At 72.0% G+C, this 13,155-nt stretch carries 15 protein-coding genes; 10 read left to right on the top strand and 5 right to left on the bottom strand.

Going from position 1 to position 13,155, the window contains the following annotated elements; genetic code table 11:
* Positions 1-86 precede the first annotated feature (86 nt).
* Positions 87-779, bottom strand: a complete 693-nt coding sequence (locus tag ABZ865_RS38075) for a pyridoxamine 5'-phosphate oxidase family protein (protein ID WP_361240775.1) — start codon at positions 777-779, stop codon at positions 87-89.
* 49 nt (positions 780-828) lie between these two features.
* On the opposite strand from ABZ865_RS38075, the gene ABZ865_RS38070 reads away from it, so the two are divergent.
* Positions 829-2,160 carry an aminotransferase class I/II-fold pyridoxal phosphate-dependent enzyme gene (locus ABZ865_RS38070; protein ID WP_361240772.1) on the top strand — a complete coding sequence of 444 codons (1,332 nt, stop codon included), beginning with the start codon at positions 829-831 and terminating at the stop codon, positions 2,158-2,160.
* 171 nt (positions 2,161-2,331) lie between these two features.
* On the opposite strand, the gene ABZ865_RS38065 is transcribed toward ABZ865_RS38070, so the two are convergent.
* Positions 2,332-3,261 (bottom strand): DMT family transporter, encoded by a 930-nt coding sequence (locus ABZ865_RS38065; RefSeq protein WP_361240768.1) that lies wholly within the window; start codon positions 3,259-3,261, stop codon positions 2,332-2,334.
* Positions 3,262-3,334: 73 nt separating this feature from the next.
* On the opposite strand from ABZ865_RS38065, the gene ABZ865_RS38060 reads away from it, so the two are divergent.
* Positions 3,335-4,237: a LysR family transcriptional regulator gene (locus ABZ865_RS38060; protein WP_361240765.1), complete on the top strand. Its 903-nt coding sequence runs from the start codon at positions 3,335-3,337 to the stop codon at positions 4,235-4,237.
* A gap of 164 nt (positions 4,238-4,401) precedes the next feature.
* On the opposite strand, the gene ABZ865_RS38055 is transcribed toward ABZ865_RS38060, so the two are convergent.
* Positions 4,402-4,869: a pyridoxamine 5'-phosphate oxidase family protein gene (locus tag ABZ865_RS38055; RefSeq protein ID WP_361240762.1), complete on the bottom strand. Its 468-nt coding sequence runs from the start codon at positions 4,867-4,869 to the stop codon at positions 4,402-4,404.
* Positions 4,870-5,027: 158 nt separating this feature from the next.
* Here ABZ865_RS38055 and ABZ865_RS38050 point away from each other — a divergent pair, with 158 nt between their 5' ends.
* Positions 5,028-5,672 carry a cysteine hydrolase gene (locus ABZ865_RS38050; protein WP_361240882.1) on the top strand — a complete coding sequence of 215 codons (645 nt, stop codon included), beginning with the start codon at positions 5,028-5,030 and terminating at the stop codon, positions 5,670-5,672.
* A 7-nt stretch (positions 5,673-5,679) separates the two neighbouring features.
* On the opposite strand, the gene ABZ865_RS38045 is transcribed toward ABZ865_RS38050, so the two are convergent.
* Positions 5,680-6,120: a Rieske (2Fe-2S) protein gene (locus tag ABZ865_RS38045; RefSeq protein ID WP_361240759.1), complete on the bottom strand. Its 441-nt coding sequence runs from the start codon at positions 6,118-6,120 to the stop codon at positions 5,680-5,682.
* Positions 6,121-6,310: 190 nt separating this feature from the next.
* Between ABZ865_RS38045 and ABZ865_RS38040 the strand changes: the two genes are divergently transcribed.
* The 7 genes from ABZ865_RS38040 (at position 6,311) to ABZ865_RS38010 (ending at position 12,601) form a co-directional block, all read left to right on the top strand.
* Positions 6,311-7,075 carry a HipA family kinase gene (locus ABZ865_RS38040; RefSeq protein ID WP_361240756.1) on the top strand — a complete coding sequence of 255 codons (765 nt, stop codon included), beginning with the start codon at positions 6,311-6,313 and terminating at the stop codon, positions 7,073-7,075.
* Positions 7,072-7,521: a DUF3037 domain-containing protein gene (locus ABZ865_RS38035; protein ID WP_361240753.1), complete on the top strand. Its 450-nt coding sequence runs from the start codon at positions 7,072-7,074 to the stop codon at positions 7,519-7,521. The genes ABZ865_RS38040 and ABZ865_RS38035 overlap by 4 nt, the downstream gene beginning before the upstream one ends.
* 147 nt (positions 7,522-7,668) lie before the next feature.
* Complete coding sequence (gene fabG, locus ABZ865_RS38030) at positions 7,669-8,430, top strand: 3-oxoacyl-ACP reductase FabG (protein WP_361240750.1); 762 nt, start codon at positions 7,669-7,671, stop codon at positions 8,428-8,430.
* 37 nt (positions 8,431-8,467) lie between these two features.
* Entirely contained in the window at positions 8,468-9,229 is a 762-nt protein-coding gene (locus ABZ865_RS38025; RefSeq protein ID WP_361240747.1) for an SDR family oxidoreductase, read from the top strand.
* A 290-nt stretch (positions 9,230-9,519) separates the two neighbouring features.
* Positions 9,520-11,097, top strand: coding sequence for an ABC transporter substrate-binding protein (locus ABZ865_RS38020; RefSeq protein ID WP_361240744.1), 1,578 nt, complete (start codon positions 9,520-9,522; stop codon positions 11,095-11,097).
* A gap of 97 nt (positions 11,098-11,194) precedes the next feature.
* Positions 11,195-11,878: a uracil-DNA glycosylase gene (gene ung, locus ABZ865_RS38015; RefSeq protein WP_361240741.1), complete on the top strand. Its 684-nt coding sequence runs from the start codon at positions 11,195-11,197 to the stop codon at positions 11,876-11,878.
* A gap of 201 nt (positions 11,879-12,079) precedes the next feature.
* The gene (locus ABZ865_RS38010) at positions 12,080-12,601 is read left to right on the top strand and encodes a hypothetical protein (protein WP_361240879.1); all 522 of its coding nucleotides are present in this window, start codon (positions 12,080-12,082) and stop codon (positions 12,599-12,601) included.
* A gap of 36 nt (positions 12,602-12,637) precedes the next feature.
* Here the strand turns inward: ABZ865_RS38010 and ABZ865_RS38005 are convergent, their stop codons facing one another.
* Entirely contained in the window at positions 12,638-13,135 is a 498-nt protein-coding gene (locus ABZ865_RS38005; RefSeq protein WP_361240738.1) for a hypothetical protein, read from the bottom strand.
* Positions 13,136-13,155 lie beyond the last annotated feature (20 nt).

Below are 13,155 nucleotides of genomic sequence, written 5' to 3'. Positions count from 1 at the left end.
TGGGTCGGCGCTTTCAGATGGTCCGGCTGCCGCGCACGCCCGCTTACGCCGGCGCCTTCAGGTGGTCCGGCCGCCGGGCGCGTCTCCTACACCGGCGCCTTCAGGTAGTCCGGAAGTTCGGTGCCCGGCGCCAGATCGGCGTTGGCGACGGGGGTGCCGTAGGCCCTGCGGACCGGGACGACGCCGGCCCAGTGCGGCAGGGCGAGGTCCTCGGGCTCGTCGTTCGCGCCGCCGGTGCGGGTCTTCGCCGAGACCTCGTCGAGGTCGAGGCGGATCACCGCGGTGGCGGCCAGCTCCTTCTTGTTCGCGGGCCGGGAGTCGGCGGCCCGGCCCGGTACGACGTGGTCCACCAGCGCGTCCAGGGCCAGCCGCCGCTCCTCGGGGTCGGTGACGTCGTGGGCGGTGCCGTGCACCACCACGGAGCGGTAGTTGATCGAGTGGTGGAAGGCGGAGCGGGCCAGCACCAGCCCGTCGACATGGGTGACCGTCAGGCACACCGGCAGGCCCGGGTCACCCTGGCCGGTCATCCGCAGCGGGCGCGAACCGGTGGACCCGTGCACGTAGAGCCGCTCGCCTACGCGGGCGTACAGCGTCGGCAGCACCACCGGGGCGCCGTCGCGGACGAACCCGAGGTGGCAGACATAACCCTCGTCGAGTATCGAGTGCACCAGTTCCTTGTCGTACGACGCCCGCTCCGCGGACCGGGTCGGCACGGTGCGGTCGGTCGGCGTGTAGGCGGAGGCGGTGGACTGCGCCGGTACTTCCTGGGTCCCCTGCATGACGGGCCCTCCTTTGCGCTCTGCATTGCACTAGTGCATAATTGCTTTTGTGCTAGGAGAGTATCCGATTCATGGGCGCGGCGCAGCCGAGATCGCGGCCAGCGTCGAGCGCGCGGTCGGCGCCGGAGAGCTGGAGCCGGGCCAACCCCTTCCTCCCATGCGGGAGTTGGCGACCAGGCTCGGGGTGAACCCCAACACGGTCGCGGCCGCCTACCGCACCCTGCGCGAGCGCGGGGTGATCGAGACCGCCGGGCGCCGGGGCAGCCGCGTCCGGTCCAAGCCGGCCACGACGGGGCGCGAGGGCCTGCGCCTAGAGGTGCCTCCCGGTGTACGCGACCTGTCGACCGGCAACCCCGACCCCGCTCTGCTGCCGAGCCTGGCCCCGGCCTTCGCCGCGTCGGCCGCACAGGCGGACCGGGAACCGGTCCTGTACGGCGACGACCCGATCGACCCGGACCTCGCCCGGATCGCCCGCGCCGAACTCGAGGCCGACGGCGTCCCCGACGGCCCGCTGACCGTCACCTCGGGCTCCCTCGACGCCATCGAGCGCGTCCTCGCGGCCCACCTCAGACCGGGGGACGCGGTCGCCGTCGAGGACCCCGGCTGGGGCAGCGTCCTGGATCTGATCCCGGCGCTCGGACTGCGCACGGTCCCCGTGGGGCTGGACGACGACGGTCCCCTGCCCGACGAGCTGCGCGCCGCCCTGCGGGCCGGGGCGCGCGCCCTGATCGTCACCGACCGCGCCCAGAACCCGACCGGCGCGTCGATGAGCGCCACACGCGCGCGTGCCCTGCGCGCGGTGCTGCGCGAGCACCCGGGGACCCTGCTGATCGAGGACGACCACGGCCACGCCATCGTCGATCTCCCGCTGCATCCCCTGGCGGGAGTGACCCGTCACTGGGCCTTCGTCCGCTCCGCCTCCAAGGCGTACGGCCCCGACCTCAGGGTCGCCGTCCTCACCGGGGACCCCGTCACGCTGGACCGGGTGCGTGGCCGCCAGCGGCTCGGCCCGGGCTGGGTGAGCCTCCTGCTCCAGCGCGCCGTGGCCCGGCTGTGGGCCGACGGCGCGGTGGACAGGGCGGCGGTGGCGGCGGCGTACGGCGCGCGCCGGCAGTCCCTGATCGACGCGCTCGCGGAGCAGGGCGTCACGGCGTACGGCCGCAGCGGCATGAACGTCTGGATCCCGGTCCCCGACGAGACGGCCGCGGTCGCCCGCCTTCTGCAGTCCGGCTGGGCCGTGGCCCCGGGGGCCCGCTACCGCCTCACCACCGCACCGGGCATCCGCATCACGGTCTCTCCGGTCACGCCACGGGAGATCGCCCCGCTTGCTGAGGCGGTGGCGGCCGCGATCCGTCCCTCCCCGGACCGCTCGTACCGCTGAGGGAGCCTCGGCCGGGGGATGCTCACGGCCGAGGGGGCGGAGTGCCGGCCGCACGCACCCGGCGCGCCCCACCACCGTGGGCGTGCCACGCCCTCGGGCGCACCACTCCCTCGGCGTGCTGGCTCGGGCGAGCCCCCCGGGCGCGTCACCCCCTCGGGCGCCCCGCCCCCCTTACGTCTTCGGCTTCACCTGGGTCAGGGCCGCCCCCGCGAGCACGATCACGGCCCCGACCGGCGTGGTCCACCGGAGCGACTCCCCGAGGATCGCCACGCCCGCCGCGGTGGCGATGACAGGGATGAAGTACGTGACCATCTGCGCCGTCGTGGGCCCGACCTCGGCGACCAGCCCGTACTGGATGAGCACCGCGAGCCCCGTCCCCAGCGCCCCCAGCGCGGCGATCGCCAGCAGCGGGACCAGCGAGAAGTGCGCGGGGAACGAGGTGAACAGCGGCGTGACGACGGCGAGCTGGACCGTCGCGATCATCAACTGCGCACCGGTCATGGACAGATGCGAGTTACCGGTGCCGGCCAGCGTCCGCCGGACATAGATCCACCCGACCGGATAGCTCAGCGAGGCCAGCAGCGCCATCGCCGTACCCGTGGCGTCCAGCCCGTGGAACCCCTGCCACGCGCCGAGGACCGTCAGGACCCCGAGGAAGCCCAGGCCGAGGCCGGCGAACCGCACCCGTGTCGGCCGGTCCTCGGAGAGGGCGACCAGGGACAGCGCCATGCCCCACAGCGGCGAGGTGGCGTTGCAGATGCCGGCCAGCGTGGACGGGATGGTCAGCTCGGAGTAGGCGAAGAGGGAGAACGGCAGGGCGTTCAGGAAGAACGCGGCGACCGCCATGTGCCACCACAGACGCGCCCCGCGCGGCAGCCGCTCCCGCTTCACGGCCATCGCCGCCACCAGCACCGCCGTACCGAACACCAGTCGGCCCAGGGTGACCTGGAAGGGCGCGTAGCCCTCGGTGCCGACCTTGATCAGCAGGAAGCTGAAGCCCCAGATCAGGGACAGGAGGCCGAAGCGGAGCCGCCAGTCGAGGCGGGTGCGGGGGTGGGCCGGTGCCGGGGAGTGGGTGCGGGGTGCGGTGACCGTGCTCATGCCCCAACGATGCCGGAAGCAACCTCGTAGCACAATCGAGAAATCTCCCTGGATACCTCTTAGAATCGCTTACATGTTGAACCTCGAGCGCCTGCGCACCCTGGACGCCCTCGCCCGGCACGGCTCGGTCAGCGCCGCCGCCGACGCGCTGCACGTCACCACGTCCGCGGTCTCGCAGCAGCTGGGCAAGCTGGAGCGGGAGGTCGGCCAGCAGCTCCTCGCCAAGAACGGCCGGGGCGTACGGCTCACGGACGCCGGACGGCTGCTGTCCGAGCACGCGGCCCGCATCCTCTCCCAGGTGGAGCTGGCCCAGTCCGACCTGGAGGCGCACCGGGGCCAGGTCGTCGGCGAACTCCGCCTCTCGGCGTTCCCGACCGCCGCCCGCGGCCTGTTTCCGGCCGCGCTGTCCGCCCTGCGCGCCCAGCACCCGGGACTGCGCGTGCGCTCCAGTGAACTGGAACCCGAGCTGGGCGTCGCCGGCGTCGTGCGTGGCGACCTCGATCTCGCGGTCGTCCTCGACTGGTACAACAAGCCGATGCCCGTGCCCGACGGCCTGGTCAAGGCGCCGCTGCTGGACGACGCCGCGGAGGTCGCCCTGCCCGCCGGGCACCGGTTCGCGGACCGCGAGGAAGTGGACCTCACCGAGTTCGCGGAGGACGAGTGGATCACCTGGGGCGAGGGCGAGTTCTGCCACGAGTGGCTCATGTTCACGCTCCGCTCGAAGGGCATCGAGCCGATCGTGGGCCATCGCGCCGCCGAGACCCACACCCAACTCGCGCTGGTGGCCGCCGGGTTGGGTGTGTGCATCGCGCCGCTGCTGGGCCGCGACCCGATGCCCCGGGGCGTGGTCGTCGTCCCGTTCACGCAGCGGGTGCGCCGGCACGTCTACGTCGTCTGGCGGGCGGACGCGGACCGCCGCCCCTCGATCCGCGCGGCGGTCGAGGCGCTGCGGGCGTCGGCGCGACAGCTCGGCTGAGGCGACGGCGGGCCGGGCGTACAGGGCGTACGGGCTTGCCGCCCGGGCCAGGGGCTGCCCCAGGAGCCCCATGCACGCCCCATGCGTCCCCCTGGGTCACACGAGCCCACCGTCCCAGGCGCCCCAGCACCCCAAGCGGCCCAGCCGGTGCGAGCCCCCGCGCCTCAGGCGCCGAGCTTGCGGAAGTCCCAGGAGACGATCTTCTCCGGGGTCAGCCGGGCCCAGGCGTGCCGGCCGTCGTGCGGCATCTCGTCCAGGCCGAAGTTCTTGCGGGCGAACAGCGTTTCCGGCGTGTCGAGTTCGGCGCACAGCTCGCCGGTGCGCGGCACCTCGCCCACGAACTCCACCCGCCCGGACAGCTCGACCCCGCGCAGCTGGTCGTACTCCTCGCCCGAGTCGACCACGACCGCCACCCGGGGATCGCGGCGCAGCTGGGCCCAACGCCGGCTGCGCACCACCGAGTACAGCCACAGCGAGGTGCCGTCCCAGGCGAACCACAGCGCGCTGACGTGCGGTGCGCCGTCCGCCGAGACGGTCGCGACCCGGCAGGTGCGCTGGCTGGTGAGGAACTCGTCCAGCTCGCCCGGCGTCATCATGATCTTCCGGCCCCGGCGCTGCTGAGTGACGGTCATGCGGCCCCCTCTTCTCCCACGTCGTGCCAGAGACTTCCGTACCGTGTTGATCCTCTGACATCACGTCAGAAAAGGGAATGGGTCGTGGTCCCGTCGCCTTCCCCTTCCACGCCGGGGTGGTTACGCTCGCCGCCCCGCACCTCGGCGAAAGGGGCGCCATGCCGTCGTACGAAGAACTCGGGGAGCTCCTCGACCCCGCGAGCACCGTCCTGCTCACCGTGGAGTGCCAGCAGGGGGTGGTCGGCCCGGACGCCGCGCTGCCCGAACTCGCCCGCCAGGCCCGCTCCTCCGGCGCCCTCGCCAACGTGGCCCGGCTGGTCGCCGCGGCGCACGAGACCGGGGTGCAGGTGATCCACGCCCTGGCCGAGCGCCGCCCGGACGGCCGCGGTGCCAGCCGCAACGCCCGCCTGTTCCGGGCGGCCGAACGACTGCCCGTCCAGCAGCTGACCGGCAGCACAGCGGTGCGCGTGGCGCCCCCGATCGAGGTCACCGAGGAGGACCTCGTCGTACGACGGCTGCACGGCCTGTCCCCGGTCCAGGGCACCGAGGTCGACGCCCTGCTGCGCAACCTCGGCTGTCGCACCCTGGTCGTCACCGGGGTCTCGGCCAACGTGGCCGTCCCCAACGCGGTGTTCGACGCGGTCAACCGCGGCTACACCGCCGTCGTTCCGGCGGACGCCATCGCGGGGGTGCCCGCCGACTACGTCCCCGCGATGGTCCGCAACACGCTCGCGCTGGTCGCGACGGTCACGACCACGGACGAGGTGCTCGGCTGCCTCAAGCGGCCGCGCCGACGGGCGTGACCGTCGCTCAGGCCAGCTTGATCTCGTCGCCCGAGACGGTGATCTTCTCGGCGGGCAGCGGCTGGGTCGCGGGCCCCTTCTTCACGCTGCCGTCCTCGACCGAGAACTCGCTCTTGTGACAGGGACAGGTGATCACGCCGTTCGTGATGCCGGTCACCGCGCACCCCTGGTGGGTGCACTTGGACGAGAAGGCCTTGTAGGTCCCCGCCGTCGGCTGGGTGACCACCACGCCCTGGTCCTTGAAGATCTTGCCGCCCCCTTCCGGGATGTCCGAGGTCTTGGCGAGCGTCGTGCCGGACGCGGCGCCACCGGCGGAACCGCTCGCGTCCTTCGAGTCGTCGCCCGACCCGCAGGCGGTCAGCGCGACGGCGAGCCCGGCCGCTCCGGCGGCCGCCATGACGGTACGGCGGGCCGGTCCCGCCGCGGGCTGGGTCGATGCGCTGGTCATGTGGAACCCCTTCGTCCAGGCCGTTTGTGATTCAACCAGGGGTACGGCCCGCCGGCCCGGACCGTTCAGCGGAGACCGGTCTGCCACCCGGACGAGATCCGATCGTTGCCGGACGGTGATCGGACGGCGGCGCGGCGCGATTGTGACGAGCCGTCGGCCCGCCCCCGTGCCGCCCCAGTAACCTGGGGCGATGCTCAAGGAAGTCACCGCGACCCGCTACATCACGCCGCTGCGTGAGGGCGGCTCGCTGCCGGGGCTCGTCGAGGCCGACGACTTCGGGACCTATGTCATGAAGTTCACCGGCGCCGGACAGGGCCGCAAGACTCTGGTCGCCGAGGTCGTGTGCGGCGAACTCGCGCGTCGGCTCGGATTCCGGATGCCCCGCCTGGTGACCGTCCGGCTGGACTCCGTCCTGGGACTCGGCGAGCCCGAGCAGCAGGTGCAGGACCTGCTGCGGACCAGCGGCGGCACCAACCTCGGCATGGACTTCCTCTCCGGCGCCCTCGGCTACGACCCGCTCGCCTTCCCGGTGAGCCCCGAGGAGGCCGGCCGGATCGTCTGGTTCGACGCGCTGATCAACAACGTCGACCGTTCCTGGCGCAACCCCAACCTCCTGGTGCACCGCGGCGAACTGTGGCTCATCGACCACGGCGCCACGATGATCTGGCACCACAACTGGCCCGCAGCGGAGGCCTCCGCGGGCCGCCGCTACGACGCCTCCGACCACGCCCTCGCCCGCTTCGCGCCGGACGTCACCGCCGCCGCGGCCGAGCTGGCCCCCCGGGTCACCGAGGACCTCCTCACCGAGGTCACCGCCGAGATCCCCGACGTCTGGCTGGCCGACGAGCCCGGCTTCGACACCCCGGACGACCTGCGCCGGGCCTACGCGCGGCCCCTGCTCGCCCGCGCGGCCGTCATCGCCGAGCGCATCACCGGCCTCGAGGAGGGCAAGTGAGCGAGACCCACATCCACATGGCCGGACATGTGACCGAGCGCCACATCACCCGGGCGGGTCAGGGCGGCGACCGCGACGTCTTCGAGTACGCCCTGCTGCGCGTCGTACCCCGCGTCGAGCGCGGCGAGTGCATCAACGCGGGCGTGGTCGTCTACTGCCGCGCCCAGGCCTACGTCGGTGCCCGCACCCATCTGGACGAGGCCCGGCTGCTCGCCCTCGACCCGGACGCCGACGTGGCCGGGGTGCGGGCCGCGCTCGGCGCGATCGAGCGGCACTGCGCGGGAGGCGAGGAGGCCGGGCAGGCGGCCCACGACGACGCCGGGCGCCGCTACCGCTGGGTGATCGCGCCCCGCTCCACCGTCGTGCAGCCGGGTCCCGTGCACACCGGACTGACCGCCGATCCGGCGGCCGAGACGGAGCGTCTGCTGGACCTCCTGGTGAGGTAATGGATCACACGCGCCCGGTGTGCCGTTGACACCGGGTGCCAGGGCTTCTAGCGTCACGGGTGCTGAAGGTACTAAGCGGTCGCTCACCGCACACCAGGGTCCCCTCAAGGACCACGAAGGTTCTCTCAAGGGCGAGGAGAAGCAGCAATGTCCACCACTGAACAGCGGGTCGCGATCGTCACCGGCGCGGCGCGCGGCATCGGCGCCGCCACCGCCGTACGACTGGCCGCCGAGGGCCGTGCCGTCGCCGTGATCGACCTGGACGAGGCCGCCTGCAAGGACACCGTCGAGAAGATCACCGCGGCCGGCGGCAAGGCCATCGCGGTCGGCGCGGACGTCTCCGACGAGGCGCAGGTCGAGGCTGCCGTCGCCCGGGTCGTCGAGGAGCTGGGCGCCCCGACCATCCTGGTCAACAACGCCGGCGTGCTGCGCGACAACCTGCTGTTCAAGATGAGCGTCTCCGACTGGGACACCGTCATGAACGTCCACCTGCGCGGCTCGTTCCTGATGACCAAGGCCGTTCAGAAGCACATGGTCGACGCGGGCTTCGGCCGGGTCGTCAACCTCTCCTCCTCCTCGGCGCTCGGCAACCGCGGCCAGGCGAACTACTCGGCCGCCAAGGCGGGTCTGCAGGGCTTCACCAAGACCCTCGCCATCGAGCTGGGCAAGTTCGGCATCACCGCCAACGCCGTCGCCCCCGGCTTCATCGCCACCGAGATGACCAAGGCCACCGCCGACCGTGTCGGCATGGGCTTCGACGACTTCAAGAAGGCCGCCGCCACCCAGATCCCGGTGCAGCGCGTCGGCGAGCCCGAGGACATCGCCAACGCCATCGCCTTCTTCACCGGCGAGGCGGCCGGCTTCGTCTCCGGCCAGGTGCTGTACGTCGCCGGCGGACCGCTGAACTAGGCAACTCGGGACCTCGGGGACATCGGAGAACACTGACATGACTGAACTCCCGGAGCTTTCCGGCAAGGTCGCGCTCGTCACCGGCGCGAGCCGCGGCATCGGCTACGGCGTCGCCGAGGCGCTGGTCGCCCGCGGTGACCGCGTGGTCATCACCGGCCGCAACGAGGACGCCCTGAAGGAGGCCGTCGAGCAGCTCGGCGCCGAGCGCGTCATCGGCGTCGCCGGCAAGGCACACGACCTCGCCCACCAGAGCGAGGCCGTCGAGCGCGCCATGGAGGCCTTCGGCCGCGTCGACTTCCTGGTCAACAACGCGGGCACCAACCCGGTCTTCGGCCCGATCGCCGACCTCGACCTGGACGTCGCCCGCAAGGTGTTCGAGACCAACGTGATCTCGGCGCTCGGCCTCGCCCAGAAGACCTGGCACGCCTGGCAGAAGGACAACGGCGGCGCGATCGTCAACATCGCCTCGATCGCGGGCCTCGCGCCCTCGCCGTTCATCGGCGCCTACGGCGTCAGCAAGGCCGCGATGATCAACCTGACCCAGCAGCTGGCGCACGAGTTCGCGCCCAGGGTGCGGGTCAACGCGATCGCGCCGGCCGTCGTCAAGACCAAGTTCGCGCAGGCCCTGTACGAGGGCCGCGAGGCGGAGGCGGCCTCGGCCTACCCGCTCGGCCGGCTCGGCGTGCCCTCCGACATCGGCGGGGCGGCCGCGTTCCTCACCTCCGAGCAGTCCGACTGGATCACCGGTCAGACGCTCGTCGTGGACGGCGGTCTCTTCCTCAACGCCGGCGTGGCCTGACCTAGGGGGTGTCGTCCGGATCATCCCGGCGTCGCGGAAGCTCGGTCGGCCGGAGCCGGCCTGATCCAGACGACACCCCCTAGCCCTCGACCGGATCGACCGGTCGTCTCGTTCGGGCGTCGTTTCCCAGCGGAACGGCGCCCGAAACGCGTTTCGGGCGCCGGACAGCGCGATGACAACGTCGTCATCGCTCAATCGATCAAGAAGGTGTGCTTCGGGGGAGGTTCAGGGGGCCGAACGCTGCGGTATGGTCTGCCGACCCTTGGTATGGCAGATCGAGGAGCGTGCGCGTGTTCAACCGGAACCGATTTCTGCGGAGGATCGCGGCGATCGCGTCCATATCCCTGGTGGCCGGCTGCGGTCTGTTCTCCAACGGCGACCCGAACGACAAGGGACCCATCGTCGTCGGGACGACCAGTGCCCCCAGCACGCTGGACCCGGCCGCTTCCTGGGACGGTTCCTGGGAGCTGTTCCGCAACATCTACCAGACGCTGGTCGCCTACCCGAGCGGCGCCACGACCCCCGAGCCCGATGCCGCCGAGAGGTGCCGCTTCACCGACTCCGGCAGCCGCACCTACAGCTGCAAGCTGCGCGCCGGGCTGAAGTTCGCCAACGGCGACACGCTCGACGCGAAGGCCGTCCAGCACTCCATCAACCGCATCCGCACCATCAACGCCCCCAGCGGTCCCGCCGGGCTGCTGGGCAGCCTGGACCGGGTGGAGACCGTCGGCGACCGCGAGGTCGTCTTCCACCTCAACAAGTCCGACGCCACCTTCCCCTTCGTGCTGGCCACCCCGGCCATGTCGATCGTCGACCCGAAGGACTACCCCGCCAACTCCCTGCGCAAGGACGGCGGCGTCGACGGCTCCGGCCCCTACCGGCTGGAGTCCTACGAGGAGGGCCAGAAGGCCGTCCTGGTCCGCAACGACCGGTACCAGGGCTTCGCCAAGCGGCAGAACGACGCGGTCACCATCCGCTACTTCCAGGACTCCGCGTCCATGGTCAAGGCGCTGCACGAGAAGCGGATCGACGTCACCTACCGAGGCCTGGCCGCCGACGACATCATCGAGCTGCAGAAGAACGGCAACACCGACCTGCAACTGGTCGACGGCGCCGGCACGGACATCAGCTACCTGGTGTTCAACCCCAAGGACGCCTGGGCCAAGGAGCCCGCGGTGCGCGAGGCCGTCGCCCAGATCGTCGACCGCGGCGCGATCGCGCACAAGGTCTACAAGGACACCGTGGACCCGCTGTACTCGATGGTCCCCAAGGGTCTGACCGGCCACGCCACCTCGTTCTTCGACCACTTCGGCGACCCGAGCGTCTCCAAGGCCCGCACGATCCTGTCGGAGGCGGGCATCCACCAGCGCGTCCCGCTCACCTTCTGGTACACCACCGACCGCTACGGCTCCGAGACGGCCCTGATGTTCCAGGAGCTGAAGCGGCAGCTGGAGGACTCCGGACTGTTCACGATCACCCTGAAGAGCCGCCCCTGGAAGACCTACGTGGTCGGCTACCAGAAGGGCGAGTACCCGGTGTTCGGCCGCGGCTGGTTCCCGGACTTCCCCGACGCGGACAACTTCATCGCGCCCTTCGTCGGCGAGCAGAACGCGCTCGGCACGCCCTACCCGTCCAAGCAGATCACCTCGGTGCTGCTGCCCCGCTCGCGCGCGCAGAGCGACCGGGCCAAGGTGGTGAAGGACCTGGAGGAGGCCCAGCAGATCCTGGTGACCGACGCCCGGCTGATCCCGCTGTGGCAGGGCCGGCAGTACGTGGCCGCCAGCGACGACATCTCCGGCGGCGAGCAGGCCCTCGACCCCTCGACGATCATGATGATGTGGACGCTGCACCGCAAGACGAGCTGGTGAGCGGCCTCGCGGCACCGGTTGTCAGTGGTCGCCTGTAGGTTCTGATACCTGGAAGTGACCGCACGCCGTAGTTGATTGACACCGTGAGGACGTTGACGTGACCGACATCTCCATGCTGCCCGAGTCCTGGCGCGGGGTTCTGGGTGACGAACTGCAGCAGCCCTACTTCAAGGAGCTGACCGAGTTCGTCGAGGAGGAGCGGGCGAAGGGTCCCGTCTATCCGCCGCGCGAGGAGGTCTTCGCCGCCCTGGACGCGACGCCGTACGAGCAGGTCAAGGTCCTCGTCCTCGGCCAGGACCCGTACCACGGGGAGGGGCAGGGCCACGGCCTGTGCTTCTCCGTCCGCCCGGGGGTGAAGACCCCGCCCTCCCTGCGGAACATCTACAAGGAGATGCACGAGGAGCTGGGCCTGCCGATCCCGGACAACGGCTATCTGATGCCGTGGGCCCAGCAGGGCGTCCTGCTGCTCAACGCGGTGCTCACCGTCCGGGCCGGCGAGGCCAACTCGCACAAGGGCAAGGGCTGGGAGAAGTTCACGGACGCGGTGATCCGCGCGGTGGCCTCCCGGCCCGACCCGGCGGTCTTCGTGCTGTGGGGCAACTACGCGCAGAAGAAGCTCCCGCTGATCGACGAGACCCGGCACGTGGTCGTGAAGGGCGCGCACCCCTCGCCGCTGTCCGCGAAGAAGTTCTTCGGCTCCCGCCCGTTCACCCAGATCAACGAGGCCGTCGCCCGGCAAGGCCACCAGCCGATCGACTGGCGCATCCCCGACCTGGGCTGACCGGGCCGTGAGGCGCGCGGACCGGCCCCCGGCCCGGTCCGCGCCGCCGACCGGGCACGGCGCCGATCCGTACGGGGCCGCCTGCCCGGGTTTGCCGGTACCTGCGGCTAGCGTCGAAGCAGACGGCCGACGAGACGGCCGGTGACACGGCCGGCCGGACGGACGGCCGAGGACACGGCCGACGACGGTCCGGAGGACGCGGTGGCGGAGCGACAGGAGCAGACGGCCCCGGATGCCGTGCTGACGCGGATCGGGCAGGTCGTGATGTTGCATCACGGCGGTGACCGCGAGGAGGCCAGGCGCCGCCTCCTGGACCTCTGGACGGAGATGGGCGAGGCCGGGGACCCGCTCCACCGCTGCACCCTGGCGCACTATCTGGCCGACACCCAGGACGACCCGGCCGACGAACTGGCCTGGGACCTCAGGGCGTTGTCGGCGGCCGAGGAACTGACCGACGGCCGGCCCGGTGCCGACCCCTCGGCGGTCCGCGGCTTCTATCCCTCGCTGTATCTCAATCTCGCCGCCGACTATCTGAAGCTGGGCCGCTGCGACGCCGCCCGCAGCCATCTCACTCTGGCCCGCCGCGCGTCCGGCGCGCTCGCCGACGACGGCTACGGCGCGGGCGTACGGGCGGCCATCAGCCGGCTGGAACTGCGCCTGCGGGAGGACGGCACACCGGAGGGCGACGGGTGGGGGCCGCCGAGGCAGCGGCCGACCCGGTAGCGGCCGGACACCCCGACGTGTTCGAGTGCTGCCGGGTCAATGGCCGTACGTCTGCTCGCAGATCACGGCCTCGGGGCTGTCCTTGCGCCAGCCTCCGTACTTCTTGCCGAGGGCGCACACGTCCGGTGCCTTCGGGACGGGCTGGGAGATGCCCGGAATGCCGGCCTTCTGCCGGCGGGCGTGGGCAGGGTGGTCCGGGCGGTCAGGGTGGTCGGGGTGCGGCCGGGAACGGGGCGCCGCGGCCAGGGCGGGCGGCCGGTGCGTGGCCGTCGGCGCCGCCGGCTCCCGGTGCGGGGCGTCCGGCTCGCCGGTCCGCGGGCGCCGGGACGGGCCGACCATCTTCAGTGCCTCCTGCGCGGGTGCCTGCACGACCCGTGGCTGTGCGCTGCCGTCCGGCCGGGGTGCCGTCGGCTGTGAGGGCACGGTGTCCGGTGGTGGACCGGGTGTCGCCGGGCGCTGTACCGTCACACAGCCGGAGAGGGCCGACACGGCCACGGTGACCAGGAGCGCTGCGGTGGTCGTCGTTCGATGCACCCGCGCAACTCTGCTGGGTC

Source organism: Streptomyces sp. NPDC047085, from assembly GCF_040643735.1.
Lineage (GTDB): Bacteria > Actinomycetota > Actinomycetes > Streptomycetales > Streptomycetaceae > Streptomyces.
Note: the sequence above shows the minus strand (reverse complement) of the source record. Positions and strands in the feature narration are given on the sequence as shown.

What these genes read in the sequence shown, in the direction of transcription:
- ABZ865_RS38075 (WP_361240775.1), bottom strand. Translation starts at nt 779, where the DNA reads ATGCAGGGGACCCAGGAAGTACCGGCGCAGTCCACCGCCTCCGCCTAC.
- ABZ865_RS38065 (WP_361240768.1), bottom strand. Translation starts at nt 3,261, where the DNA reads ATGAGCACGGTCACCGCACCCCGCACCCACTCCCCGGCACCGGCCCAC.
- ABZ865_RS38060 (WP_361240765.1), top strand. Translation starts at nt 3,335, where the DNA reads ATGTTGAACCTCGAGCGCCTGCGCACCCTGGACGCCCTCGCCCGGCAC.
- ABZ865_RS38055 (WP_361240762.1), bottom strand. Translation starts at nt 4,869, where the DNA reads ATGACCGTCACTCAGCAGCGCCGGGGCCGGAAGATCATGATGACGCCG.
- ABZ865_RS38050 (WP_361240882.1), top strand. Translation starts at nt 5,028, where the DNA reads ATGCCGTCGTACGAAGAACTCGGGGAGCTCCTCGACCCCGCGAGCACC.
- ABZ865_RS38045 (WP_361240759.1), bottom strand. Translation starts at nt 6,120, where the DNA reads ATGACCAGCGCATCGACCCAGCCCGCGGCGGGACCGGCCCGCCGTACC.
- ABZ865_RS38040 (WP_361240756.1), top strand. Translation starts at nt 6,311, where the DNA reads ATGCTCAAGGAAGTCACCGCGACCCGCTACATCACGCCGCTGCGTGAG.
- fabG (WP_361240750.1), top strand. Translation starts at nt 7,669, where the DNA reads ATGTCCACCACTGAACAGCGGGTCGCGATCGTCACCGGCGCGGCGCGC.
- ABZ865_RS38025 (WP_361240747.1), top strand. Translation starts at nt 8,468, where the DNA reads ATGACTGAACTCCCGGAGCTTTCCGGCAAGGTCGCGCTCGTCACCGGC.